This window comes from Comamonas sp. (genome assembly GCF_036643215.1).
In the GTDB taxonomy this organism is placed as follows: domain Bacteria; phylum Pseudomonadota; class Gammaproteobacteria; order Burkholderiales; family Burkholderiaceae_C; genus Comamonas.
Window position 1 is genome coordinate 1 of sequence record NZ_JAVXSJ010000020.1, and the last position, 25,006, is coordinate 25,006.

Genomic DNA, 25,006 nt, shown 5'->3' on the forward strand with positions numbered 1-25,006 from the left:
GGTCCAGGTTCTTGCCGGTCATGGCCGTCACGGCCTTGATGTGGCCCAGGTTCTCAGCCACCAGAATGATGACGACTGGCACGATCAGCAGCATGGCGTTGGTGCTGAACACCGGTGCGTGGAAGGAGGGAATGCCAAACCATGCCGCATTGGCCACGCCGCTCAGATCCACCGGCTTGCCCCAGCCCAGCACATTGGTGAACACCGCGTAGAGCACGCTGGCCACCAGCAGGCCGATCAGAATCAGCAGTCGCTGCAGCATGCCGCGTGTGAACACAGCCACCAGCGCGACGGATAGGAAGGTCAGTGCCTGCATCCACGACTCGAAGTTGTTGGATGCCATGTTCTTGATGGGAATGCCAGCCAGGTTCAGGCCAATCACCGCCACCACCGCGCCGGTCACCACCGGGGGCATGAAGCGCTCAATCCAGCCCGTGCCAATGACCTGCACCAGCACGCCAACCAGCATGTACACCAGACCGCAGGCAATGATGCCGCCCAGCGCCACGCCAATATTGGCATTGGCACCGTGGCTGGCCACATAGCCTGTGGCGACGTTGACCACGCCGATAAAGGCGAAGGATGAGCCCAGATAGCTGGGCACCTTGCCGCCGGTGATGATGAAGAAGATCAGCGTACCGATACCGCTCATCAGCACCGCCAGATTCGGGTCAAAGCCCATCAGGATGGGCGCGAGCACGGTGGAGCCAAACATGGCGATCACGTGCTGAATACCCATCAAGCCGGTTTGCGCCCAGGGCAGTCGCTCATCGGGGCCGATAACGCCGCCATCCTGCAAAACATCGGACGACTTCGGCGTCCAGTCAAACATTCCCATCCCATCTCTCCTTGGAGGTCAAAACGGAGCAGATTATGGCAAGCCATGCTTGTCCAATGGGAGCGTGCAACCACTGGTAATGGCCAGCGGCAGTGTCTGGGGCACGCAGTCAGCCTGCGTGTTCAGAGGACAGCTATCAAATCAATAGCTTTCAGCGCCAGTTATTCGTAAATTTCAGATGCAAAAACATCTGAAACCCATATTTAACAGGCGCTGGCAGCTATTAAAAAATTAGCTTACTGTTGCAGCGCACGGGCGATGCGGTCGCGCTTGACGGTGGTTTTTGGCACCTTGAACGGGAACCACATGCGCACATCTTCTTCCAGACCAATGCCGTGCATGAAGTTGTAGATGGCTTTTTTGAGCGCGCTGCCCAAGGCATCGTGGTCCACGCCGGTGGGGTCGATGAAGGGGCGGTCGTTCTTGGCAAAGTCACCGGGCGGCAGCGGCGGCAGCTCAATGCCATATTCCTCGGGGTTGAGGCCCACGGGCGAGTGCACGGTGCAGGTAAAGCGGTGAAAGAATCCGCTTTGAATACAACCGTTGAGGAACAACTGGCGCACGTACTCCAGCGCATCCACCGTGTCTTGCACGGTCTGCGTGGGAAAGCCATACATCAGATAGGCATGAACCAGAATGCCGGCATCCGCAAACGCCTTGGTCACTCGCGCCACCTGATCGACGGTGACGCCCTTTTTCATCAGCTGCAGCAGGCGGTCAGATGCGACCTCCAGCCCACCGGAAATGGCGATGCAGCCGCTGTCGGCCATCAGCTCAGCCAGCTCGGGGGTGAAAGTTTTCTCAAACCGCACATTGCCCCACCAGCTGATGCCTGCGTTGCGCGCAATCAGCTCCTGCGACAAGGCCTTGAGCGCCTTGGGCGGCGCGGCTTCGTCGACAAAGTGAAAGCCGGTCTGGCCGGTTTCAGCCACGATGGCTTGAATGCGGTCGGCCAGCACCTCGGCGCTGGCACCTTCGTAGCGGCCGATGTAGTCGAGGCTGACGTCGCAAAAGCTGCACTTCTTCCAGTAGCAGCCATGGGCCACGGTGAGCTTGTTCCAGCGCCCGTCGCTCCACAGGCGGTGCATGGGGTTGAGCATGTCCAGCAGCGACAGATAACGGTCCAGCGGCAGGCCATCCCAGGTAGGTGTGCCGACTTCGGCGAAGGCAATATCCGCCTCCATCATGTTGACGTACTTCACCGCACCATCGTCTCCGCGCACAAAAGTGCGCACCAGACGGGACTGGCCGCGCTCGCCCTGCAGGTGTTCCAGCAGCGCCAGCAGGGGGCGCTCGCCCGCGTCCAGCGTCACAAAGTCGAAGTAGTCGAAAACGCGTGGCTCGGCCAGCTCACGCAGCTCGGTGTTGACGAAGCCGCCGCCCAGCACGGTGGTGATGTGCGGGTGCTTGGCTTTGATGGTCTGCGCAATGCGAAACGCCGCATAGGCCGAACCTGGGAAGGGCACAGACAGCAGCACCACCGTGGGCTGGTGGCGCTCAATAGCAGCCAGCGTCAGCGCGCTCAACATGTCGTCGACCAAGTTAGGCCCTGCGGCCAGCGCGTTGGCCAGCGGGTCAAACGTGGGCTGGCTGCCCGCCAGCGATTCGGCGTAGCGCACAAATTCAAAGCGCTCGTCCACCGCGTCGCGCAGCACATCGGCCAGATCGTTGAGATACAGCGTGGCCAGGTGCTTGGCCTTGTCGGTCAGGCCCAGCGCGCCAAAGGCCCAGCCCAACGGGTCGCCGCCCTCTTCGTCCTCATACACATCCAGCGTGGCAAAGCGCGGGCCTTCAGGCAGGTAGTGGCGACCGGCAATGCGGTGGGCCAGTGTGGAATCACGGCCCTGCAAAAAGGCAATCGCCGGGCCGATGGTGGCCAGATAACGATCCTGCTGCGCCACAAAGGACTGCACGGCAGGTGTGTGCTTTTTGGCGGGCAGGGCCCGGATGCGCTCGGCCACGGCACGCAGGCCCTCGGGCGAGAGCAGCTCCAGCACCAGCGCCAGCGCCAAGTCTTCTTGCACAGCCGCAATGCCGCGCGAGCGCAGAAAGCCCGTGAGGTAGGCTGTGGACGGGTAAGGGGTGTTGAGCTGCGTCATCGGCGGGATGACGGCCAGCACGCGGGTGGGCAAGGCGGACATGAGGTGCAGGTCGTCGGCAAGCGCCGTTGACGGTGAAGACAGGCCTCGATTATCGGTTTGCCCGCGCATCCGTGCTGCACAGGTGACATCTGACGGGGCCACCACCAATGACGTGCGCAGGCGGCGGCGCTAGTCTGGCCCCATGTCTTCCGCACCTCAACACCCTGCCCCCTTCGTGCCGCAAATCCGGCTGTATCAGAACTGGCTGCGTGAAACACGCGGCCTGAGCTTTGCCGACTACGACGCGCTGTGGCGCTGGTCCACCAGCGACCTTGACGCTTTCTGGCAAAGCATCTGGGATTACTTCGAGCTGCAATCCCCCACGCCGCACAGCACGGTGCTGGAGCGCAATGTCATGCCCGGTGCGCAGTGGTTTCCGGGGGCGCAGATGAATTACGTGCGCCAGGTGCTGCGCCATGTGCAGCCCGCCTATGCTGCGGGCATGCCCGCCGTCATCAGCCGCAACGAGCAAGGCCTCAAGCGCGAGCTGAGCTGGCCCCAGCTGCAGCAACAAGTGGCTGCGCTGGCCTTGCACCTGCGCGCACAAGGCGTGGGCAAGGGCGACCGGGTCGCCGCCTATCTGCCCAATATTCCCGAAGCCATGGTCGCTTTTCTGGCTTGCGCCAGCCTGGGCGCGGTGTGGAGCATCTGCGCGCCTGACATGGGCACAAACGCCGTGCTCGACCGCTTCAAGCAGATCGAGCCCAAGGTGCTGATTGCGGTGGATGGCGTGCACTACGCAGGCAAGGACATTGACCGCCGCGAAGTGCTGCAGGAGCTGCGCGCCGGCCTGCCCAGCGTGCAGCATGTGGTGCTGGTGCCCAATCTGGATACATCAATAAAGATAGCTGCCACCGCATATTACACAGGTGTTACAAGCCGAAATGATGCTGAGACTGCGGCCTTCGAGCCCGAATGGCTGCCGTTTGACCACCCGCTGTGGATTGTGTACTCCAGCGGCACCACCGGCCTGCCCAAGCCCATTGTTCACGGCCATGGCGGCATGGTGATGGTGGCCTTGCAGCTCAAGGCCTTGCACAACGACATTGGCTGCAGCTACGAGCCCAATAGCTGGGGCGAGCGCTACCACTGGTACAGCTCCACGGGCTGGGTGATGTGGAATGCACAGGTCTCGGGCCTCTTGGGCGGCACCACCTGCGTGATTTTTGACGGCAGCCCCGGCGGTAGCAAGGAAAAGCCCGACTGGAGCGTGCTGTGGCGCTTTGCCGCCGAGACGGGTGTGACCAGCTTTGGTTCGGGCGCGGCGTTTTATGCCAATTGCATGAAGTCAGGGGTTGATCTTGCTGCCTGTGGCGATCTGTCGCGCATACGCGGGCTGGGCAGCACGGGCTCGCCGCTGTCGGCCGAGGTGCAGCAATGGGGCACGGAGCAGTTTGCCAAGCTCGGTCACCCCGACATCTGGTGGAACAATCTTTCGGGCGGCACCGACTTTGCGGGTGCCTTCATCGGCGGCAATCGCGATCTGCCGCTGGTGCCCGGCATCATGCAATGCCGCCAGCTGGGCGCCGCCGTCGAAGCCTGGAACGAGCAAGGCCAGCCTGTAATGGACGAAGTGGGCGAGCTGGTCTGCACCCAGCCGATTCCCTCCATGCCACTGTATCTCTGGGGAGATACCGACGGAAAACGCTATCTGAGCAGCTACTTTGACATGTACCCCGCTGGTCACGGCCGCCAGCCCGGCGGCGGCGACGGAGCGCCCAACATGGGCCCTGTCTGGCGCCATGGCGACTGGATCAAGCTGCAGGCGGAAGGCGGTTGCATCATCTACGGCCGCAGCGATGCCACCATCAACCGCCACGGCCTGCGCATGGGCACCAGCGAGATCTACAGCGCCGTGGAAGCCCTGCCCGAGGTGCTGGACAGCATGGTGGTCGATCTGGAATATCTGGGCAAAGACAGCTATATGCCGCTGTTTGTGGCCCTGCGCCCCGGTGTGACGCTGGATGGCGCCTTGCGCGGTCGCATCAACGCAGCCATCCGCTCCGCCCTGTCTCCCCGCTTTGTGCCCGACGATATCTTTGCCGTGGCCGAGATACCGCGCACCCTGAGCGGCAAAAAGCAGGAGCTGCCCATCAAAAAGCTGCTGCTGGGTCAGCCGCTTGCCAAGGTGGTCAACAAAGACGCCATGGCCAACCCCGGCTGTCTCGACTGGTATGAGGCCTTTGCCAAAGAACACCTAGCGCGCAGCTCCTCGACAACATCGTCTTGATAAAGCACGATCTAGACGCTGGACCCCGAGCAAGGGCCGCCCCGCAGCGACGGGGTCGTCCCCCTTTCAGGGGGAAGGCGCACAGCGCCTCAGGGGGTCATCGCCCCTGAAAGAGGGCGGTTCTTTTCTCGCGCCAGGCCGCACCGCCTTCCTGCAGGTCAGCCGATTCAATCGTGGCCTGCACAGCCGCATCAATCCCCGCCTTGTCATGAATCCCGCGCGCAATGGCGTTGAGGTGCTTTTTCATGCCCAGCAGCGCCAGCGGGGCCATTCCCGCCAGCGTGGTCTGCAAATCCCCAACAGTCTGCGCAATGTCTGCGCCCGGGGCCAGATGGGTCAAAAAGCCGCAGTCCTTCATGGCATGCGCATTCAGCTTTTCGGCAGTCAGGAACAGGCGCTTGGCCGTATCCACACCCAGACGGGTCACATAGCGCTCCAGCCCCGAGAGATAGAAGTGAAGCCCCAGCCGCGCGGCGGGCATGAACATCTGACTGCTGGAGCCGCCCACGCGAAAGTCGCAGGCCAGCGCCATATCGGTGGCACCGCCAAACACGCCGCCCTGAATAGCGGCAATGGTGACGGGGCGGCAGTTTTCGATGGCATCCACCATTTCGCCGAAGGAGCTGCCCTCGTTCTGGCTGTTGGCGATCTCGCCAATGTCATAGCCGCTGCAGAAATGCTTGCCCACTCCCTGCAGCGTGAGCACCAGTACGGCAGGGTTGGCATTGACCTCATCCAGCTGACGGCGCAGCGTGATCAGGTCTTCGGGCATCAGTTTGTTGGCCACTTCGGGACGGCGCAGGGTGATGCTGGCGCGCGTGCCCTGAATCAATAACTCTGGAGACATGACTGTATTTTCATCCAGACTCGCGCAACTTCCGTCATCTGAGCCGCATCAAGTGTTGCAGTGCAAACACTCAGTGACCATATCTTTTGCCAGTACACAGGTACACTTTGACGTCTTCATAGAGCACCTTGTGTGCGCTGATCCCATACATGTCTGTTGAATCGACCGGCGCCGTGCGCCCCAGCTTTGACCTCAAAAGTGCTCAACTACCAGTGCTGTCCGTGGTGCTGCGCGGCACCGACATGCAGGCGCTGGTTCAGGACCTGAAGCAGCGTCTGAGCGATGACCCCGACTTTTTCGACAACGACCCCGTGCTCATCGACCTCAGCCAGGTCAACGGCGCTGAGGAAGAAATCGACTTTCCAGCCCTGATCGACGCCCTGCGCGCCCACCGCACCATGCCCGTGGCCGTGCGCGGCGGCAATGAAGCGCAGATGGCCGCCGCCAATGCTCTGGGACTGACAGCCGCCCCCGACGCCATGCCCGCACGCAGGGCCGCGCCAGAAATTCACGAAATCATCCGCGAAGTAGAAGTGGTGCATGAGGTCGAAGTGCCCGCACCACTGGCCGATGCCGTGATTGTGGACAAGCCATTGCGCTCAGGTCAGCGCGTCTATGCCAAGGGAACTGACATTGTGGTTCTGGACATCGTCAGCTATGGTGCTGAGGTGATTGCCGACGGCAACGTCCACGTTTACGCACCGCTGCGCGGTCGCGCCGTGGCGGGAGCCAGCGGCAACACCAATGCCAGGATTTTTAGCACTTGCATGGAGGCACAACTGCTGTCTATTGCAGGTATCTATCGCACAATTGAAACCGATCTCCCTGCAGAAGTCGCCGGCAAGCCTGCCAAGGTGCGTCTGGAGGGGGAAAAAATCATTATCGAGCCGGTGTGAGAGACACACCGGTCGCCCAATCAACCTGCTCTATTTGTCTTTAAGGAATCGTGCAAACATGGCCAAAATCGTCGTCGTGACTTCTGGCAAAGGCGGTGTTGGTAAGACCACTACCAGCGCCAGCTTCGCATCCGGCCTCGCATTGCGCGGTCACAAGACCGCAGTGATTGACTTTGACGTGGGTCTGCGTAACCTCGATCTGATCATGGGCTGCGAGCGCCGTGTGGTCTATGACCTGATCAATGTCATTCAGGGCGAAGCCAATCTGCATCAGGCCCTGATCAAGGACAAGCAGTGCGACAACCTGTTCGTGCTGGCTGCCTCGCAGACGCGTGACAAGGAAGCGCTCACGCAAGAAGGCGTGAAGAAGGTGCTGGACGATCTGTCCGCCATGGACTTCGACTTCATCATCTGCGACTCGCCCGCCGGCATTGAAAGCGGCGCGCTGATGGCCATGCACTACGCCGATGAGGCGCTGGTGGTGACCAACCCCGAAGTCTCTTCCGTGCGTGACTCTGACCGCATTCTGGGCATGCTCAGCTCCAAGACGGAGCGCGCTACCAAGGGCGAGAGCATCAAGGAACACCTGCTGATCACCCGCTACAACCCCAACCGGGTGGAAGATGGCCAGATGCTGTCGCTGGAAGACATTCAGGACATTCTGCGCATCGAGCTGATTGGTGTGATTCCTGAGTCTGAAACCGTGCTGCAAGCCTCGAACCAGGGCATTCCCGCCGTGCACATGCAGGGCACGGACGTGGCCGAGGCCTATCAGGACGTGGTTTCCCGCTTTCTGGGTGAAGAAAAGCCCATGCGCTTTACGGAAGCGGTCAAGCCTGGTTTCTTCAAGCGCATGTTTGGTGGGAGGTAAGCCTCATGTCGATGTTGTCGTTTCTGCTCGGAGAAAAGAAAAAGTCCGCGTCGGTCGCCAAGGAGCGCCTGCAAATCATTCTGGCGCGCGAACGTGTAGGCGGTGGTGAAAGCAGCCGCCCTGACTACCTGCCCGCTCTGCAAAAAGAGCTGATGGCCGTGATTTCAAAGTACGTGGATATCAATCCCAATGACATCAAGGTGCAACTGGAACGCCAGGAAAATCTGGAAGTGCTTGAAGTGAAGATCGAGCTGCCGGAGGCTAGGGCAACCACCCCCTGAGGCGCCTCGCGCCTTCCCCCTCTCTCGATACCTCGTATCGGGAGGGGGACGACACCTTCGCTGCGGGGCGGCCCTTGCTTGGCGTCCTCACTGAGGTTGTTCGTCAGTCGGATCATTTATTCATAGCTTTCCGCGCTTGATGGATAAAGGAATGGGCCTGAAAAGGCCCATTTTTTATTCCCGCACCGGCTCTCTCATGGTCACCAGCTCTTCGGCCACCGTGGGGTGAATGCCAATCGTCGCGTCAAACTGCTGCTTGGTCGCGCCACATTGCAGCGCCACGGCAAAGCCCTGCATCAGCTCGCCCGCGCCCTCACCCACCATGTGCACACCGCGCACGCGCTGGTCGGCCTTGGAGACGATGAGCTTGAGGAAGACATGCTCTGGCTCGGCCCCCATGCGGTTGGTCAGCGGCCTGAAGCTGGACTGGAAAATCTGCACCGCGCCAAAGCGCTCGCGGGCCACTTCTTCCGACAGGCCCACGGTACCAATTTGTGGATGCGAGAACACCGCCGTAGGCACCAGCTCGTAGTCAGGCGCGCTCTTGCCGCCTTGGCCAAACAGGTGGTGGGCCACCACCGTGCCCTCAGCCAGCGCCACCGGGGTCAGCGCCATGCGGTCAACCACATCGCCCACGGCGTGAATGGAAGGCACATTGGTGGTGAAGTGTGAATCCACCTCCACCGCGCCCTTGTGGTTGCGGTGCACGCCTGCCGCTTCAAGGCCCAGACCTTCCGTATACGGCACGCGGCCCGTGGCGTACATCACGCAGTCCACCACCAAGTGCTCACCGCTCTTCAGCTGCAGGTGCAAGCCGTCTTGCTGTTTGTCGATGGACTGAATTTCTTCATCCCAGCGGAAGTTCACGCCCTGCAGCGACATCTCTTGCGCCAGATGCAGGCCCAGATCGGCATCAAAGCCGCGCAGCAGTTGACGGTGACGGTGCAGCAAGGTGGTCTGCGCGCCCAGCCCGTTGAAGATAGAAGCAAACTCAACAGCGATATAGCCGCCGCCCACCACCACCACGCGCTGCGGCATCTGCTTGAGGTGGAATGCCTCGTTAGAGCTGATGGCATGCTCCACACCCGGAATCTCAGGCAGGCGCGGTGTGCCGCCTGTGGCGATCAGAATGTGATGAGCGCTGATCGTCTGGCCGTTGACCTGCACGCTGTGAGGGCCTGAGAGCACCGCATGGCCGCGAACAATGGTGATGCCGGCGCCCGTCAGCATGCGGTTGTAAATGCCGTTAAGACGTTCAATTTCGCGGTCTTTATTGGCAATCAGCGTGGGCCAGTCAAATTGGGGCTGGGCCAGCTGCCAGCCAAAGCCCTTGGCCTCATCCACCAGCTGACTGAAGTGCGCGGCGTGGCTGAGCAGCTTTTTAGGAATGCAGCCCACGTTGACGCAGGTGCCTCCCAGCTGGGCCGCTTCGACCACCGCCACGCGGGCCCCCAGCCCTGCTGCCATGCGGCTGGCTCGCACGCCACCCGAGCCGCCGCCAATCACCAGAAAGTCGTAATCAAAGTCTTGTTGCTGCATGTTCTGTCTCGCTTGATTGAATGCTCAATGCCGTTGCGCTCTGCGTTGAACTCTACAAGACAAGAATGCAGCATGTGGCTTAAGTCCTTGTTAAAACGGTTTGTCACCAATCACGGTAGCCCGGTGCATGCGGCGCACGGCCGGAAAGTAGTCCTGAACCGCGTAGTGCTGGGTGGAACGGTTGTCCCACATGGCGATGGTGTTGGGCTGCCAGCGCAGGCGCATCTGGTACTCCAGAATGGCGGGCTGGCGCAGCAAATACTCCATCAGGTCATGCTGCTGGGCGTGAATCTCGTTGGCCGAGCGAAAGCCGCTGAAGTCCGATGTGAAGTTGGCAAAGTGGGTGACGAAGGTTTCGTTCACATACAAAATTTTCTTGCCACTTTCAGGATGAGTGCGCACCACCGGGTGCACCACGGGTGGGTATTTGCCGCGCGCCTGCGCTTGCTCTGCAGGCGTCATGCGCGCGCCGAACGAGGGCAGGATGTCATGCACCGCAAACAGCTTGGCAATTTGCTGCTTGCGCGCTTCGGGCAGCTTTTCGTAAGCCGCTTCCATATTGACCCACACCGTATCGCCGCCCACTTCGGGGCATTCCACACAGCGCAGTACCGATGCCGTAGAAGGCATCTCGCGCCACGACACATCGGTGTGATAGACGTTCTCGGTACCCGGAATCTTGTTGTTGCCACCCAGCAGCGCCAGTTCAGGATGCTCTGGGTGCTGCGGCAGCACGGGGTGATGCTCCAGATCACCAAAGCGGCGGGAAAACGCCACATGCTGGGCTGGCGTGATGTTCTGATCGCGAAAGACAAGCACCTTGTGCGCAACCAGTGCCTGACGCAGCTCCTGCGCCTGCTCATCGTTGAGCGGCTGGCGCAGATCTAAGCCCGACACTTCCACGCCGATGGCGGGGGAGATGCGCTTGAGCTCAATACCCGTCTGGCTGGCTGCATTCACGCGGGCCTGTGTATGGCTGATGCGGTCTTCGCAATCGATCATGACGTCTCTCCAAAGCGTTGCAGGTTGGCCTGCGGTCTGCAGGCGTACGAGGCAATCTAGAGCGAGCGGGAGAGATCGGTATCGTTCAAGCCGACTAGGTAGCGCACCTAGTCAGGCACAGGCTTATTTCTGGATGCCGTGGCTGTGCATATGACCCGCGTGGTAGAGCAGCGGGGTGCGGTCGGCATGGTGCTCGCAGCGGTCTACCTCGCCGATAAAGAGCAGGTGATCGCCCTCTTCATGCTGGCGCAGATTACGGCATTCAAAGACGGCCGTGCAGCCTTCCAGCAGAGGCACGCCATGCTCGGAGTCATGGTGGGCGGTATGAAGGAAGCGGTCTACGCCCTTGCGTGCAAACAGCTCGGCCAACGGCTTTTGCGCCGCAGACAGCACATGAATCGCGTAATGCGTGCTGTGGCGAAACACGGGCAGCGAATTGGCATGCTGACCCAGGCTCCAGAGCACCAGCGCCGGTGCCAGCGACACGGCATTGAAAGAGCTGACGGTGGTTCCCACCGCATGACCCTCTGCACTGCGCGCCGTGATGATGGTCACGCCAGTGGCGAATTGCCCCAGCGCATCGCGAAATTCGCGCTGCGAGAAGGGCAAGGCCGAACGCAAGACGGAGGTAGGCAAGGCAGAGTTCACGAAATTAGCAGCACAAAACGGCGACCACAAAGGCGCGCCACAGTTCAATTTCAGCAGAGCCAAGGGCAGCTGCAGGGCAGGTATCAATTATCAACTTGAACCCCGCCAGTCACAAACCATAAGGGCTTGCTGGCCTACAGCATCAAATTTGATAGCTTCTTACGCTCTATTGGCAAAGGCTAGAGGCCAGAAACCTGTAAACCACCTGCTTACGGCACCAGCAGACTCTGCCCTGCCTGCTCCACCAGCCAGCCGTTGACTTTGGCCTTGGTACAGCGCTGCAGCTGCATCAGCAGCGCATGTTCAGGCCAGGGCAAGGCGTGGCGGGCGCATAAGTCCTGCTGCATGCGCGCCAGCAGAGCAGCTGCCATTTCAGCATCGGCCAAGGCACGGTGAGCACGACCTGTGCTGGGCAGCTGCAGATAGCGCGCCAGGTTGCCAAGACTATGGCTGGGTGCCTGCTGGTAGATGCGGCGCGACAGCAGCACCGTGCAGGCAAAGGGATGGGGTGCGGGCTCGCCCGCCAGCTCCAGCTCGGCCTGCCAGAACTTGCTGTCAAATGCTGCGTTGTGCGCCACCATGGGCGCGCTGCCGACAAAACGGGCTGCGTCGCGCATGACCTCGGCGGCAGGCGGCGCAGTGCGCAGCATCTCGTTGGTAATGCCTGTCAGATCCGTGATGAAGGGCGACACCCATGCCCCGGTCTGCATCAGGCTCTGAAAGCGATCGACCACGCGGCCCTGCTCCAGCAGCACGATGGCGACTTCGGTCGCACGCGCACCCTGTGTGGGCGTCATGCCCGTGGTTTCAAAGTCGATGACGGCAATCGCAGAACTCATGCCTGCATTGTGCCGTGCGGGCGGCTAGGGCTGAGTCAGTCCGTGCCCAGCTCGTCTTCGCCAGGCAGGCCAAGGCTTTGCACCACATGCTCCAGCACGCCAAGCAACTGAGCCCTGTTCTGAACGCCAAGCAGCGCCTCAATCTCAGCGTTAATCGCTTCAAACTCCGGCAGGGTGCCGACAACCAGCGCCTGACCTTCAGGCGTAAGCCCAAACTCCGAGCCACGCAAATCCGCCACATGGCGACCGCGCTTGATGAGCTCGCGGCCTTCCAGCGTTTTGAGCAGGCGCGACAGGCTAGGCATGCTGATGAAGGTCAGCTGCGACAGCTGCATGGGGCGCAGGCGCTCATCGGTCGCGTGCAGAACGCGCAACACCCGCCATTGCTGCTCGGTCAGGCCGCGTGCGCGCAGGGCTGGCCGAAAGCGCACGATGACGGCCTCTCGCGCCTTGAGCAAGGCCATGGGCAGGGAGTGCGCCAAAGAGCGCGAGGATGGGGTGGCTGAGGTGGTGTCGTGCACAGTCATGACATGGGCTGTTAGCTGGCACGATTGTATGTAAGAGCCCCGCTCCGCGATAGCGTCAATCTGGGCAAAAGTGTCAGTCAGACATGCAGAACCAGCGCCCCCTGCGCAGCGTCCGTGGGCTTTGCACCCCAGAAGCCAAAATCCAGCGCAGGCTGCTCTCCACTCATCAAGGCTGCCATGGCTTTGCCAGAGCCTGCGCCATGCGTCCAGCCCAGCGTGCCGTGGCCAGCATTCACCCAGATGCCTGCCGCCTGCGTAACGCCAATACAGGGGATATTGGTGGGCGTGGCGGGACGCAGGCCGCACCAGAACTGCGGGTCGCCCCCTTCCTCAGGCAGACGTGTGTCGCACACACCGGGCATCAGCTCTTCCACCCGCTTGACCAGCATCTCGCAGCGCGCACGCGCCGTGGGAGTGTCCAGACTCAGATCAAAACCGCCCAGCTCTATGGTGCCTGCCACGCGCAGCTGATTGCCCAGTCGGCTCATGGCGACCTTGCGGCTGTCGTCTATGGTTGAAACAACAGGCGCTTTTTCGGGCTGCAGCAGCGCCAGCGTGGCGCTATAGCCCTTGCCGGGGTAGATGGGCACATTCACACCCAGCGGCTTGAGCAGCAGCGGTGTGTAAGAGCCGCAGGCGACCACTACAGCATCCGCGCTCAGGGTGCGCTCTGCACCGGCTTCATTTGCTTTGTTAGCGCGAATCTGCACGCGGGCGGGCTGGCCTTTGCACGCAGCCTGCAGGCGCAGAGTCTGCTGACCGTAAAGAAATTCCACACCGGATTTGACGCACAGCTCGGCCAGCTTTTCGGTGAAAACGCGGGCATCGCCAGACTCATCAGTTTCGGTAAACGTGCCGCCCGCAATCTGCGCGGCATACGGGGTGAAGGCGGGCTCGATTTTGAGCAGTTCATTGCGGCTGACCAGCCGGCGTTGCACGCCGTATTGGCGCATCAGCTCCACACCTTCAGCGGCCTCATCAAACGCCTGCTGACTGCTATAGAAATGGGCAATGCCGCGCTCCAGTCGTTCAAAGGTGATGCCAGTTTTTCTGACCATATCTTTGAGCGCCACATGGCTGTACGCCCCCAGCGCCACGATCTGCTGCACATTGCGCGCAAATGCCTTGTCATTGCACTGGGCGAGAAACTGCAGACACCAGCGCCACTGCGCGGGGTCCAGCTGCAGCCTGAACAGCAGCGGCGCTTCTTTGTCGAACATCCATTTCAGTGCCTTCCACGGCGCCTGACGGTTGGCCCATGGCTCGCAGTAGCTGACCGAGATCTGGCCCCCATTGGCATAGCTGGTCTCCAGCGCCGGGCCGCTTTGACGGTCGACCACGGTGACTTGATGACCGCGCTCGCGCAGATGCCAGGCGGTGCTGGTGCCGATGATGCCGGCGCCAAGGACGATGATGTTCATGTGGCCAGTGTCTGCACTCTTGCGGGCAATCAAAAGCACCATTAAATTTTCAGCAGTTTCATCAGTTTGACTAATGGAGTGACTGCGTGACATCCTGGGACCCCGCTGCGCTGGAATGTCTGGCCGCCATCGTCGAAGAAGGTGGCTTTGAGCGTGCCGCGCAAAAGCTGCACATTACCCAGTCCGCTGTGTCCCAGCGCCTGCGCGGGCTGGAGTCGCAAGTGGGCTCGGTGCTGGTAGAGCGCACACGCCCCGTCAAGCCCACCAGCGCGGGGCGGCTGCTGCTCAAACACGCCAAGCAGCTTCGCCTGCTGCGCGCCGATCTGGCGCATGAGCTGCAAGAGCTGGCACCGCAGACCGGGCAGAGTCTGGCGGGCGAGATTGTCTCCATCGCCATCAATGCCGACAGCATTGCAACCTGGGCCATGACGGCGCTGGATGAACTGGTGCGCAGCGGCCTGCCGCTGGAGGTGGTGGTGGACGATCAGGACTTCACACAAGAGCTGTTGCGATCAGGCCAGGTGATGGGTTGCGTGACCACGCTGAGCCAAGCCCTGCGCGGCTGCACAGTGCAGCCGCTGGGGGGTATGCGCTATGTGGCCGTGGCATCGGCAGACTTTGCCAATGACAAGCTACCGCAGGGGCTGACGCGCAAGAATTTCAACCAGCAGCCCTATCTGTCTTTCAACCGCAAAGACGATATGCAGGCCGAGTTTGTAGCGCGCTGCCTGGGCCTGCGCAACGTGTCGCTGCAGCATCAAATCTTGCTGCCCAGCTGCGAGGCGCAAGTGCGCGCCGTGCGTGCGGGCTGGGGCATAGGCGTGCTGCCAGAGCTGCTGGTACAGCCCGCGCTGCAGGCCGGTGATCTGGTCAATGTCGCACCCGGCCACGCACTGGCCATTGCGCTGTACTGGCATTGCTGGAATCTGGAGTCACGCGTGCTGGCGCGTGTCAGTCAGGCGCTGCTGCACAAGGCGCAACAGTTGCTTCAAGTGGCGTGAAGCCACTCTGAATCGCGCAAGAAAAAAGGCCGTGCTTTGCAGCGCGGCCTTGGAAGCATTGATTTCAAACGGAGGTGCTTTGGTTTTTGTAGCTGTGAGCGCTCGACTATCCTTGATTCAAAGCTGATTTCTGCCTGAGATACACGTAAATCAGGCGCTAGCAGCTATGAACTTTAGCGAATCAGCAGTACAGGGATGGTGCAACCAGCCAGCACTTGCGAGCTGACCGAGCCCATGACCAGACGACCCAGCGCGCCGTGGCCATGCGTACCCATGGCGATGAGGTCGAACTTTCCGTCCTGCGCTGCATGGATGATGGTGTCGGCAATCGGGCCAATCTTGCTGATGCTTTGCGCCTGCACGCCGCGTGACTTCAGGAACTCCTGCACGGGCTGCAAAATCTTGGTGGATTCTTCGTCGTAATACTCATCAACCACATCCTTACCCAGCGCAGCGCGAGCACGGGCGGGCAGCAGCGGCTGCACGGTAATGACGGTGTACTCCTGGCCCGCACCCAGCATCTCCTGATGCGAAGTCAGATAGGCCAGCATTTTCTGGGTATAGGTACTTCCGTCCACAGCGAGCAAGATCTTCATACCAATTTCTCCTTGTTGATGCCTCAAGACTAAAGGCTTGCGGTCGCCCTCATCTTGACTTGGCTCAAGTCAATTGTCGATGCCGGTAAAAAGCCATCCTGCTCGCCCTTGCGGGCATAACCCAGCGGGTTGGCGACCACCCGGCACTGCCAGTCGCTGCCGTCATCGCGCAGGCCTTTTGCCACATAGTTGCTGGCGCAATGCAGGTGACCATGCAGCCACAGCTGGGCATAGGGCAGATAGTCATCCATCACGTTGCAAAAACCGGCCGTACCGGGCACCAGACCGTAGCGCGGGTCGGCGCTGCGCAGGCTGGGCGCAAAGTGCGTCACGGCCACCGTGGGGCCGTCAAAAGGCTGCTGCAGCGCGGCGCGCAACCAGTCCTGGCACAGCAGGCTTTCATCGCGCATGGGCGCAGCCAGAAAGGGCTCGTTATGGCGGATTCCGCCGGTCTTGCGCAGGTAAAAATTGGCCGCGCGAAACGCCTTCTCGCGCAGTTTGTGCAGGCGGGTGATGTCGGTCACGCCTTCGTTCATGGCCATGGCATCAAAGTCGCTCCACAGCGTGGTGCCGATGAAGCGCACACCGTCCATCACCACGGTTTCACGGTCCAGCCAGATCAGACCCAGCTTTTCACAGGTGCGCTGCAGGCGCTGGCGGGCTTCGTCAAAGTCCTGCATGTCGTATTCGTGATTGCCGGGCACAAACAACACGGGCGTGGGCCAGCCCGCGTACTGCGGCAGGGGTGAAAAGCGCTCGAGCCCAAAATGCTCGCCATCCAGCTGGGAACTGCTCTGGTAGGAGCCAATATCGCCGGCCAGCACCAGCACATCAGCGCCCGCAGCCGGTTCGGCCACAAATTGGGGGTGGACTTCAAGGTGCAGGTCGGACAGCAGCTGGATCTTCATGTGGCTAGTTTAGAGTCTGTTGAGGTCTGATCGAAGATCGCGCTGCAACTCTCAACAAATCCGAATCAACCGTGCTGGGTCACCTGCGCAGATCCGTTGGCAAAAGTGATTTCGGCCGCACGCGACAGCGTTTTCAGCAGCCAGTCATAGGCCTGCGGGTGCGGGCCACGGCGGCGCCACAGGGCGTCAATATGCACAGCCGTCACATCAAACGGCAGATCGCGCAGCACCAGCTCGTCGCCCATGCCTGTGACTGGCACAAAGTGGCGCGGGAGGATGGTCAGCAGGTCTGAATTGGCCACCACACGCGCCGCCGTGAAAAACTGGTTGACGGTAAGCACCACTTCACGCGTGAGCCCCAGCGAGGCCAGTGCTTCATCAATAAAGCCAAAAGAGCGGCCCGAGAAGCTGACCAGCATGTGGCGCGCGGCGCAGTAGTTGTCGAGCGTGAGCGGTACATGCTCCAGCGGGTGGCCCTTGCGCATCACGCACAGGTACTCGCCTTCGTACAGGCGGCGGCTGTCAAACGCAACCAGCCCGCCCGCCTGCGCACGGGCCGTCAGATCGGCCAGCACGGCGGGAAAGTAGCCCACGGCCATGTCGGCCTCGCCAGCGTCCAGCAAAGGCCTGGGGTCGCGCGTAATCAGCGGCAAAAGCCGTATGCCTATGCCAGGCGCTTCCCGCTCAAGTATCGGATACAGCGGCGGAATCAGCGTGGCAGCCGTGGCATCGGCCATCGCAATGACAAAGGTGGTGTTTGCTGTCTCGGGGTTGAACTCATCGGGGGCCAGCGCCCCTTCAAGGTGCTGCAGCGCCTCGCGGATCACCGGCCACAGGGCCTGCGCGCGCGGCGTGGGCTCCACGCCCTGCCCCTGGCGCACCAGCAGCTCATCGCCCAGCACCTCACGCAGGCGGCGCATGGCGTTGCTGACGGCCGGCTGAGTAATGCTGAGCTTGTGCGCAGCGCGCGTCAGGCTGCGCTCGGACATGACTTCATCAAAGACGCGCAGCAGGTTGAGGTCGAGCGATCGAAAGTTCAAGGACATGGTCTGTTCAATTCATCACTACTGTGAATGCTACAGATTCAAAATATAAATTTGAACATACATAGGGTAATCCCTATAGTTACACCTATTCCCCGGGCATGTCGCCAAAAGCGTGGGTCAAAGGGTTAACTGCCATGAGCAATTTCATCTACAACTCCTACTGTGTCGAGCACCCTGGTGTGGTGCGTTTTTATCAAACTGAGGAAGAGCGCCTGGCCGCTGCCGCAGCACCTGCACGCCGCCGTGTGGAGTATCCACGCCAGCCTCTGCTGAGCTATCTGATTGCAGGCTCCGCTGTTTTGGCTGTGATGCTCGCCCACTGGCTGGAAACCACCGAGCTGCAAGGCAATATTCCCATGCTGACCGCCTGGATGGTTGTCTGGACCATGGCCTTCGCCAGCGTCGCCCTGTTCTCCACACCCGCCCGTCGTGCCATCCGCGCCGTACGCTCAGCCTATCGCGCCTGGATCAACAGCCGCCAGCAGGCAGCTACCGATGAGCGCGTCTGGAACGCCGCTCTGCAAGACGCTCGCCTGATGGCTGATCTGGCCCGCGCCATGGATCGCCAGAGCCGCTAAGCGTTCAGAGTCTTCTCTCAAAAAGCCGCTGCCCACAAGGCAGCGGCTTTTTTTATTCCTCGCCGGGATTTGAATGAAATCAGGCTCAAACCCTTATCTAATAAACGTAGACAGCTATCAAAACAACGTACTCCAGACAACAAAGCCCTGCGGCCAATGGCTTGCAGGGCTTTGTTTCAAACCGTTGACGGCTTAAGCGGACAGACGCTCTTTCAGCTTGGCCTTGGTATCCAGCATGGCCTTAGGCAAGTTGTAAGCCAGCTTGTCGAAATGCTCGCCGTGCAGCTTCATTTCTTCGGCCCATGCAGCCTTGTCGATGTTGGTCACGCTGTCGAACTGGGCTGCGTCAAAGTCCAGACCGGTCCAGTTGATTTCGGCGTACTGAGGGGCAATACCGAAAGCGGTTGGCTGGCCTTCGGCCTGACCTTCCAAGCGGTCAATCATCCACTTCAGCACGCGCATGTTTTCGCCGTAACCAGGCCAGACGAACTTGCCATCGGCGTTCTTGCGGAACCAGTTGGTGGTGAAGATCTTGGGCAGAGTCGCGCCCTGACCTTCAATCTTGGCGCCCATGTCCAGCCAGTGCTGGAAATAGTCGCTCATGTTGTAGCCAGCAAACGGCAGCATGGCGAAGGGATCGCGGCGCACCACGCCTTGCGCGCCAAAGGCGGCGGCGGTGGTCTCAGACCCCATGGTCGCAGCCATGTACACGCCTTCGGTCCAGTCACGCGCTTCGGTGACCAGTGGCACTGTGGTGGAGCGGCGGCCGCCGAAGATGATGGCGTCGATCTTCACGCCCTTCTGGTCGTCCCAGGCTTCGTCCAGCGCGGGGTTGTTGGTGGCGGCCACGGTGAAGCGGGCATTGGGGTGAGCCGCCTTGGCGCCGGTTTCCTTGGCGATCTGGGGTGTCCAGTCCTTGCCTTGCCAGTCGATCAGGTGATCGGGCAGCTTGCCCTGGTCTTTTTCCATGCCTTCCCACCACACGTCGCCGTCATCGGTCAGCGCCACGTTGGTGAAGATCACGTTCTTGTCCAGGCTCAACATGCAGTTCGGGTTGGTCAGCATATTGGTGCCGGGAGCCACGCCAAAGTAGCCGGCTTCAGGATTGATAGCACGCAGCGAGCCGTCGGCCTGGGGCTTGATCCAGGCGATATCGTCGCCAATGGTCGTGACCTTCCAGCCGTCGAAGGCCTTGGGCGGCACCAGCATGGAGAAGTTGGTCTTGCCGCAAGCCGAGGGGAAGGCGGCAGCCACGTGGTACTTCTTGCCTTCGGGATTGGTCACGCCCAGGATGAGCATGTGCTCGGCCAGCCAGCCCTGGTCGCGGCCCATGGTCGAGGCAATGCGCAGCGCAAAGCACTTCTTGCCCAGCAGGGCGTTGCCGCCGTAGCCGGAGCCATAAGACCAGATTTCGCGTGTTTCGGGGTAGTGAACGATGTACTTGGTCTTGCTGCAAGGCCAAGTGGTTTCGTCCTTCTCGCCAGCGGCCAGCGGGGCTCCAATGGTGTGCACGCAGGGCACGAACTCGCCGTCGGTGCCGATCACGTCGAACACGGCCTTGCCCATACGAGTCATGATCTTCATGTTGACGGCCACATAGGGGCTGTCAGACAACTCGATACCCACGTGGGCAATGGGCGAACCCAGAGGACCCATGGAGAAAGGCACCACGTACATGGTGCGGCCAGCCATGCAGCCGTCGAACAAGGGGTTCAGCGTGGCACGCATGTCCGCAGGTTCCATCCAGTTGTTGGTGGGGCCGGCGTCTTCTTTTTTGGCGGAGCAGATATAGGTGCGGTCTTCCACGCGGGCTACGTCCGAAGGATCGGTCCAGGCCAGGAAAGAGCCGGGGCGCTTGGCCAGGGGCTTGAAGGTACCGGCGTCCACCAGTTGCTGGCACAGAGCGTCGTATTCGGCTTGCGAGCCATCGCACCAGTGAATTTGGGCGGGCTTGCACAGCGCAGCCATCTCGGCCACCCAGGCGATGAGCTTGGGGTTCTTGACGTATTCAGGAGCCTGAATGTTCAGGCTTTGCACAGCGGCGTTCATGGGGAAGTCCTTCAATTAAAAAACCAGTTTTTCAAAGAAGCAGTCCTGTGGACTGTGGCGACTGCGTCTTTGAAAAAAGGCTTTTGAAGGCGTCTTGCCGACTTTCCTAGCGCTTGTCAGCAGCTGAAATCCGTCTGAAATAGTCAAAACTGCCTTGTTTTATATGACAGCGGGAGATCGATTTTAGGGAGAGGCCATCGATTTGTCAGCAAATCACCGGCAATATCTATGCATTCTGAGCATCAATATATGCACACATATATCCATCCATGACCTGCGCAGCCATAAAAAAACCCCGCTGTGCGGGGTTCTGTACAGGAAGGTTGGAATGGCTAGGCCATGTTCACGGCGATGAAGGCCAGCAGAAACATCATCACGGCGCCAGCGGCGGGAATGATGACAGGGATATAGGGCACCACGGCTTCCGCCGCATCCAGTGGTTCGTGGTTCACTGCGGAATCATCTGACATGTGATCAATGCTCCTCTTGAAGCTGGCGTTGAAACAAGCAATCTCTGCGTCCATTCTAGGCACAGCCCTTGGGGTCATGCTCAGGGAAAGCCATAGCCGCACAAGCTTGGGGACGCAGATGCGAGCGGCTTCGCTCTCATTGCGCAGGAGTCAGCAAGGGCGAACAGCACTGCTTTGATGTCGGCCATGCGCAGACAGATACGCACTGCTGGTGCATAGGAATATGCTGAACCTGTGGACGATTCGATGCCCGGCACAGACAGTGTGCAAGGCCTGCGCGCGGCAGCGAAATCCATCTACGAAAGGATGGTCAATATGCTGACTGCCTCTTTTTTGTTCTGGCCGATCGTCTTGCTGCTCGTCATCGGCCTGCTGTCCGTCTCCATCCGGATTTTTCGTGAGTACGAGCGCGGCGTGGTCTTTACGCTGGGGCGCTTCTGGAAGGTCAAAGGGCCGGGGCTGATCTTCATCATTCCCGGCATTCAGCAGGTGGTGCGGGTAGATCTGCGCACCGTGGTGCTGGAGGTTCCGGCGCAAGATGTGATCTCGCGTGACAACGTCTCGGTCAAGGTCAATGCCGTGATTTATCTGCGCGTGGTGGATGCCGAAAAAGCAGTCATCCAAGTGGTCAACTATCTGGAGGCCACCAGCCAGCTGGCGCAGACCATGCTGCGCTCCGTCCTGGGCAAACACCTGCTCGACGAGATGCTGGCGGAGCGCGAATCGCTGAACCTGGACATTCAGCAGGCGCTGGATGCGCAAACCGACACCTGGGGCATCAAGGTTTCCAATGTGGAGATCAAACAAGTTGATCTGACCGAATCCATGATCCGGGCGATTGCGCGCCAGGCCGAAGCCGAACGCGAACGCCGCGCCAAGGTGATTCATGCCGAGGGCGAGTTGCAGGCTTCGGAAAAACTGTTCCAGGCCGCGAAAGTGCTGGCGCAGGAGCCGCAGGCTATCTTGCTGCGCTATCTGGAGACGCTGACTGTTATCGGCGCGGACAGGAACACCACGGTGGTGTTCCCCTTGCCCATGGATCTGCTGACGCCACTGCTCAAGAAAGTCGCGCCGCAGCCAACCTGAGTGACAGCGGCCCAATTCACGTCAGGGCCGCCTCCATGCCTGCGGCCCGCAGCGCCTGCAGTACCTGCTCTACATGGGGCTGGTTGCGGGTCTGGAGAACGAATTCAATTTCCACGTTCTGCGCGGCCAGCATGGTGAAGGCGCGCTGGTGGTGCACTTCTTCGATATTGGCACCCGCACCGGCCACGGTGGCCGTGATCTGAGCCAGCACGCCGGGAATGTCACGGGCGCTAACGCGGATGCGTGCCAGACGGCCAGAGCGCACCATGCCGCGCTCGATGATGGCGGCCAGCAGCAGCGGGTCGATATTGCCGCCCGACAGCACCAGGCCAATTTTTTTGCCTTTGAAGCGATCGGGATGACGTAGCAAAGCCGCAAGGCCCGCTGCACCAGCGCCTTCAACCAGGGTTTTTTCAATCTCCAGCAGCATGAGCACGGCCTGCTCGATATCGCCCTCATCTACCAGCAGCAAATCGTCCACACAGCGCTGCACGACCTCCTGGGTGATCACGCCGGGCTGGGTCACGGCAATGCCTTCAGCAATCGTCGATGTGCCCATGGGCAGGTCGCTGTGGCGCACCACGTTGAACATCGAAGGGAAGCGCTGCGTCTGCACGCCCACAATTTCAATCTCTGGCTTCATGGCCTTGGCCGCCGTGGCAATGCCGGCAATCAGGCCGCCACCGCCAATGGCCACCACCAGCGTGTCCAGGTCAGGTTGAGCCTGCAATATCTCCAGTGCCAGCGTGCCCTGGCCTGCGGCAATGGCTTCATCGTCATAAGGGTGGACAAAGGTCAGTTGCTGCGCCTGCGCCAGCTCGTAGGCATGGGCGCGGGCCTCGGCCAACGTGTCGCCATGCAGCACCACCTCGGCGCCAAAACCGCGTGTGCGCTCAACCTTCACACCCGGCGTAAAGCGCGGCATGACGATGACGGCACGCAAGCCCAGTCGCTGCGCGTGATAGGCCACGCCCTGCGCGTGATTGCCGGCGCTCATCGCGACCACGCCATGGGCGCGCTCGGCATCGGTCAGCATGAGCAGCTTGTTGAGCGCACCGCGCTCTTTGAAGGATGCAGTGAACTGCAGGTTCTCGAACTTGAGATAGACCTGCGCCCCCGTAATCTGCGAGAGCGTGCGCGATTCCACGAAAGGGGTTTGAAGGACTGCGCCGTTTAGGCGCTGCGCGGCGGCTTGGATATCTGCATAGGTCAGCATGGTGAAGCCATTGTGCAAGCAGCGCATCACCCAACGCATGTACTGGGTTCAATCATTTTTCAGCCAAGTGTCAATTTACTCATTTATTGATAGCTGCTAGCGCTTTATTGACATGCGCCAGAGCTCAAAACACTTGAAATCCTGCATGACGACGGCGAGATGTATGGCGCTAAGGATTTCCCTTAGAAATCGCAAAACATGCAACATAGTGCCTAAACCCGCGTGCATTTTTGGATTGAATCTGCATAATTGTGCCAACACCGATTCAATAACTGCACTATCTTTCATCTCAGCAGGAGCCGAGCATGCAGCAGCAACCCGTCGTCGATTACCGCACCGAGCCCAGCCAGTACCGGCATTGGTCGTTTGAAGTGGAAGGCAACATTGCCCGGCTCAAGCTGGACATTGCCGAAGACGGCGGCATACGCCCCGGCTACAAGCTCAAGCTCAACAGCTATGACCTGGGCGTGGATGTGGAGCTGCACGACGCGCTCAACCGCATCCGCTTCGAGCAACCGCAGGTGCGCACCGTCATCGTCACCAGCGGCAAAGACCGCATCTTCTGCTCAGGCGCCAATATCTTCATGCTGGGTGTCTCGTCACACGCATGGAAGGTGAACTTCTGCAAGTTCACCAACGAGACGCGCAACGGCATGGAAGACAGCTCAAAGCATGACGGACTCAAGTTCCTCGCCGCAGTCAACGGCGCCTGCGCCGGGGGCGGTTACGAGCTGGCTCTGGCCTGCGATGACATCGTGCTGATCGATGACCGCTCATCCTCCGTATCGCTGCCCGAAGTGCCGCTGCTGGGCGTGCTTCCCGGAACCGGCGGACTGACCCGTGTGACCGACAAGCGCCATGTACGCCATGACCTCGCCGACATCTTCTGCACCAGCGTAGAAGGTGTGCGCGGCCAGCGCGCGGTGGACTGGCGACTGGTGGACGCCATCGCCAAGCCCGCGCAGTTTGCCGAAGCCGTGAGCCAGCGCGCAGCTACTTTGAGCGAACAAAGCTCACGCCCAGCATCTGGCAAAGGAATACAGCTCACAAAACTGCAGCGACAAGAGTCTGCTGACGCGCTGAACTACACCCATGTCAGCGTGCAGATTGACCGCAGCAAACGCAGCGCTACCCTCACCGTCAAAGCCCCGCAGGGCGCGCAGCCCAGCAGCATTGAAGCGATTGAAAACGCAGGTGCCGCATGGTGGCCGCTGGCCATGGGCCGCGAGCTGGATGACGCCATCCTGCACCTGCGCACCAACGAGCTGGATGTGGGCACCTGGATTCTCAAAACCGAAGGCGATGCCGCCGCCGTGCTGGCCGCAGACCAAAGCTTGATCGCCCACAAAGACCACTGGCTGGTGCAGCAAACGCTGGGCCTGTTGCGCCGCACCTTTGCGCGCCTCGATGTGTCGTCGCGCTCGCTGTTCGCACTGATTGAACCCGGCTCCTGCTTTGCCGGCATGCTGGCCGAGCTGGCCTTCTGCGCAGACCGTGCTTACATGCTGGTGCTGCCCGATGATGCAGAGCGTGAACCCGTCATTCAGCTCGACGAATTCAACTTTGGCTTGCTGCCTCTGGTCAATGACCAAAGCCGTCTGCAACGCCGCTTTTATGAAGAATCAGCACCGCTTGAAGCGGCTCTGGCCGCCGTCGGCAAAGCACTCAACGGCGATGCGGCGCAGCAACTCGGTCTGGTTACCGCATCGCTGGACGATATCGACTGGGAAGACGAAATTCGCATCGCCATGGAAGAGCGCGCCGCCATGTCACCCGATGCCCTCACAGGCCTTGAAGCCAACCTGCGCTTTGCCAGCCACGAGAACATGGCCACACGCATTTTTGGCCGCCTTTCTGCATGGCAGAACTGGATCTTCAACCGCCCCAATGCCGTGGGTGAAAAAGGCGCTTTGAAGCTTTACGGAACAGGCCAGAAGGCCGGCTTCGACTTCAATCGCGTTTGATAAGCAAAGCAT

General features: G+C 60.5%; 23 protein-coding genes. 8 read left to right on the forward strand and 15 right to left on the reverse strand.

What is annotated here, in order from left to right; translation table 11 throughout:
- The coding region (locus tag RSF91_RS13950) for a solute carrier family 23 protein (protein WP_332568984.1) at positions 1–838 on the reverse strand (838 nt) is incomplete at its 3' end.
- A gap of 236 nt (positions 839–1,074) precedes the next feature.
- The gene (locus tag RSF91_RS13955) at positions 1,075–2,979 is read right to left on the reverse strand and encodes a B12-binding domain-containing radical SAM protein (protein WP_332568985.1); all 1,905 of its coding nucleotides are present in this window, start codon (positions 2,977–2,979) and stop codon (positions 1,075–1,077) included.
- A gap of 142 nt (positions 2,980–3,121) precedes the next feature.
- Between RSF91_RS13955 and RSF91_RS13960 the strand changes: the two genes are divergently transcribed.
- Positions 3,122–5,209 carry an acetoacetate--CoA ligase gene (locus RSF91_RS13960; RefSeq protein WP_332568986.1) on the forward strand — a complete coding sequence of 696 codons (2,088 nt, stop codon included), beginning with the start codon at positions 3,122–3,124 and terminating at the stop codon, positions 5,207–5,209.
- Between the two features lie 97 nt (positions 5,210–5,306).
- On the opposite strand, the gene RSF91_RS13965 is transcribed toward RSF91_RS13960, so the two are convergent.
- Complete coding sequence (locus tag RSF91_RS13965; RefSeq protein WP_332568987.1) at positions 5,307–6,056, reverse strand: enoyl-CoA hydratase/isomerase family protein; 750 nt, start codon at positions 6,054–6,056, stop codon at positions 5,307–5,309.
- 149 nt (positions 6,057–6,205) lie between these two features.
- Here RSF91_RS13965 and minC point away from each other — a divergent pair, with 149 nt between their 5' ends.
- From minC to minE, 3 genes are read left to right on the forward strand one after another with little or no spacing between them, the layout of a single operon-like run.
- Positions 6,206–6,952: a septum site-determining protein MinC gene (gene minC, locus RSF91_RS13970; protein ID WP_332568988.1), complete on the forward strand. Its 747-nt coding sequence runs from the start codon at positions 6,206–6,208 to the stop codon at positions 6,950–6,952.
- A gap of 58 nt (positions 6,953–7,010) precedes the next feature.
- Positions 7,011–7,823 (forward strand): septum site-determining protein MinD, encoded by an 813-nt coding sequence (minD, locus tag RSF91_RS13975; RefSeq protein WP_099739687.1) that lies wholly within the window; start codon positions 7,011–7,013, stop codon positions 7,821–7,823.
- Positions 7,824–7,828: 5 nt separating this feature from the next.
- Positions 7,829–8,104, forward strand: coding sequence for a cell division topological specificity factor MinE (gene minE, locus RSF91_RS13980; protein ID WP_332568989.1), 276 nt, complete (start codon positions 7,829–7,831; stop codon positions 8,102–8,104).
- Between the two features lie 174 nt (positions 8,105–8,278).
- On the opposite strand, the gene gorA is transcribed toward minE, so the two are convergent.
- From gorA to RSF91_RS14010, 6 genes are all read right to left on the reverse strand, one after another.
- The gene (gorA, locus tag RSF91_RS13985; protein ID WP_332568990.1) at positions 8,279–9,643 is read right to left on the reverse strand and encodes a glutathione-disulfide reductase; all 1,365 of its coding nucleotides are present in this window, start codon (positions 9,641–9,643) and stop codon (positions 8,279–8,281) included.
- 90 nt (positions 9,644–9,733) lie between these two features.
- Positions 9,734–10,645: a TauD/TfdA dioxygenase family protein gene (locus tag RSF91_RS13990; protein WP_332568991.1), complete on the reverse strand. Its 912-nt coding sequence runs from the start codon at positions 10,643–10,645 to the stop codon at positions 9,734–9,736.
- A gap of 123 nt (positions 10,646–10,768) precedes the next feature.
- On the reverse strand, positions 10,769–11,293 hold the full coding sequence (locus RSF91_RS13995; RefSeq protein WP_169106539.1) for a flavin reductase family protein: 525 nt from the start codon (positions 11,291–11,293) through the stop codon (positions 10,769–10,771).
- Positions 11,294–11,502: 209 nt separating this feature from the next.
- The gene (locus RSF91_RS14000) at positions 11,503–12,132 is read right to left on the reverse strand and encodes a 3'-5' exonuclease (protein WP_332568992.1); all 630 of its coding nucleotides are present in this window, start codon (positions 12,130–12,132) and stop codon (positions 11,503–11,505) included.
- Between the two features lie 35 nt (positions 12,133–12,167).
- Positions 12,168–12,659: a MarR family transcriptional regulator gene (locus RSF91_RS14005; RefSeq protein WP_332568993.1), complete on the reverse strand. Its 492-nt coding sequence runs from the start codon at positions 12,657–12,659 to the stop codon at positions 12,168–12,170.
- 77 nt (positions 12,660–12,736) lie between these two features.
- The gene (locus RSF91_RS14010) at positions 12,737–14,122 is read right to left on the reverse strand and encodes a D-amino acid dehydrogenase (protein ID WP_332568994.1); all 1,386 of its coding nucleotides are present in this window, start codon (positions 14,120–14,122) and stop codon (positions 12,737–12,739) included.
- A gap of 44 nt (positions 14,123–14,166) precedes the next feature.
- On the opposite strand from RSF91_RS14010, the gene RSF91_RS14015 reads away from it, so the two are divergent.
- Complete coding sequence (locus RSF91_RS14015) at positions 14,167–15,081, forward strand: LysR family transcriptional regulator ArgP (RefSeq protein WP_332568995.1); 915 nt, start codon at positions 14,167–14,169, stop codon at positions 15,079–15,081.
- A 173-nt stretch (positions 15,082–15,254) separates the two neighbouring features.
- Here RSF91_RS14015 and RSF91_RS14020 read toward each other — a convergent pair whose 3' ends face one another.
- The 3 genes from RSF91_RS14020 to RSF91_RS14030 form a co-directional block, all read right to left on the reverse strand.
- Positions 15,255–15,677 (reverse strand): universal stress protein, encoded by a 423-nt coding sequence (locus tag RSF91_RS14020; protein ID WP_332568996.1) that lies wholly within the window; start codon positions 15,675–15,677, stop codon positions 15,255–15,257.
- Positions 15,678–15,706: 29 nt separating this feature from the next.
- Entirely contained in the window at positions 15,707–16,585 is an 879-nt protein-coding gene (locus tag RSF91_RS14025; RefSeq protein WP_332568997.1) for a metallophosphoesterase, read from the reverse strand.
- A 65-nt stretch (positions 16,586–16,650) separates the two neighbouring features.
- Complete coding sequence (locus tag RSF91_RS14030; RefSeq protein ID WP_332568998.1) at positions 16,651–17,631, reverse strand: LysR family transcriptional regulator; 981 nt, start codon at positions 17,629–17,631, stop codon at positions 16,651–16,653.
- Between the two features lie 134 nt (positions 17,632–17,765).
- Here RSF91_RS14030 and RSF91_RS14035 point away from each other — a divergent pair, with 134 nt between their 5' ends.
- Positions 17,766–18,209 carry a hypothetical protein gene (locus tag RSF91_RS14035; protein ID WP_332568999.1) on the forward strand — a complete coding sequence of 148 codons (444 nt, stop codon included), beginning with the start codon at positions 17,766–17,768 and terminating at the stop codon, positions 18,207–18,209.
- Positions 18,210–18,401: 192 nt separating this feature from the next.
- Here the strand turns inward: RSF91_RS14035 and RSF91_RS14040 are convergent, their stop codons facing one another.
- Both RSF91_RS14040 and RSF91_RS14045 read right to left on the reverse strand, forming a co-directional pair.
- On the reverse strand, positions 18,402–20,258 hold the full coding sequence (locus RSF91_RS14040) for a phosphoenolpyruvate carboxykinase (GTP) (protein WP_332569000.1): 1,857 nt from the start codon (positions 20,256–20,258) through the stop codon (positions 18,402–18,404).
- A 332-nt stretch (positions 20,259–20,590) separates the two neighbouring features.
- Positions 20,591–20,728, reverse strand: coding sequence for a hypothetical protein (locus tag RSF91_RS14045; RefSeq protein WP_199173806.1), 138 nt, complete (start codon positions 20,726–20,728; stop codon positions 20,591–20,593).
- Positions 20,729–21,043: 315 nt separating this feature from the next.
- Between RSF91_RS14045 and RSF91_RS14050 the strand changes: the two genes are divergently transcribed.
- The gene (locus RSF91_RS14050) at positions 21,044–21,814 is read left to right on the forward strand and encodes a slipin family protein (protein WP_332569001.1); all 771 of its coding nucleotides are present in this window, start codon (positions 21,044–21,046) and stop codon (positions 21,812–21,814) included.
- Positions 21,815–21,830: 16 nt separating this feature from the next.
- Here the strand turns inward: RSF91_RS14050 and RSF91_RS14055 are convergent, their stop codons facing one another.
- Complete coding sequence (locus RSF91_RS14055) at positions 21,831–23,030, reverse strand: threonine ammonia-lyase (protein ID WP_332569002.1); 1,200 nt, start codon at positions 23,028–23,030, stop codon at positions 21,831–21,833.
- Between the two features lie 305 nt (positions 23,031–23,335).
- Between RSF91_RS14055 and boxC the strand changes: the two genes are divergently transcribed.
- Positions 23,336–24,994: a 2,3-epoxybenzoyl-CoA dihydrolase gene (gene boxC, locus RSF91_RS14060; protein WP_332569003.1), complete on the forward strand. Its 1,659-nt coding sequence runs from the start codon at positions 23,336–23,338 to the stop codon at positions 24,992–24,994.
- Positions 24,995–25,006 lie beyond the last annotated feature (12 nt).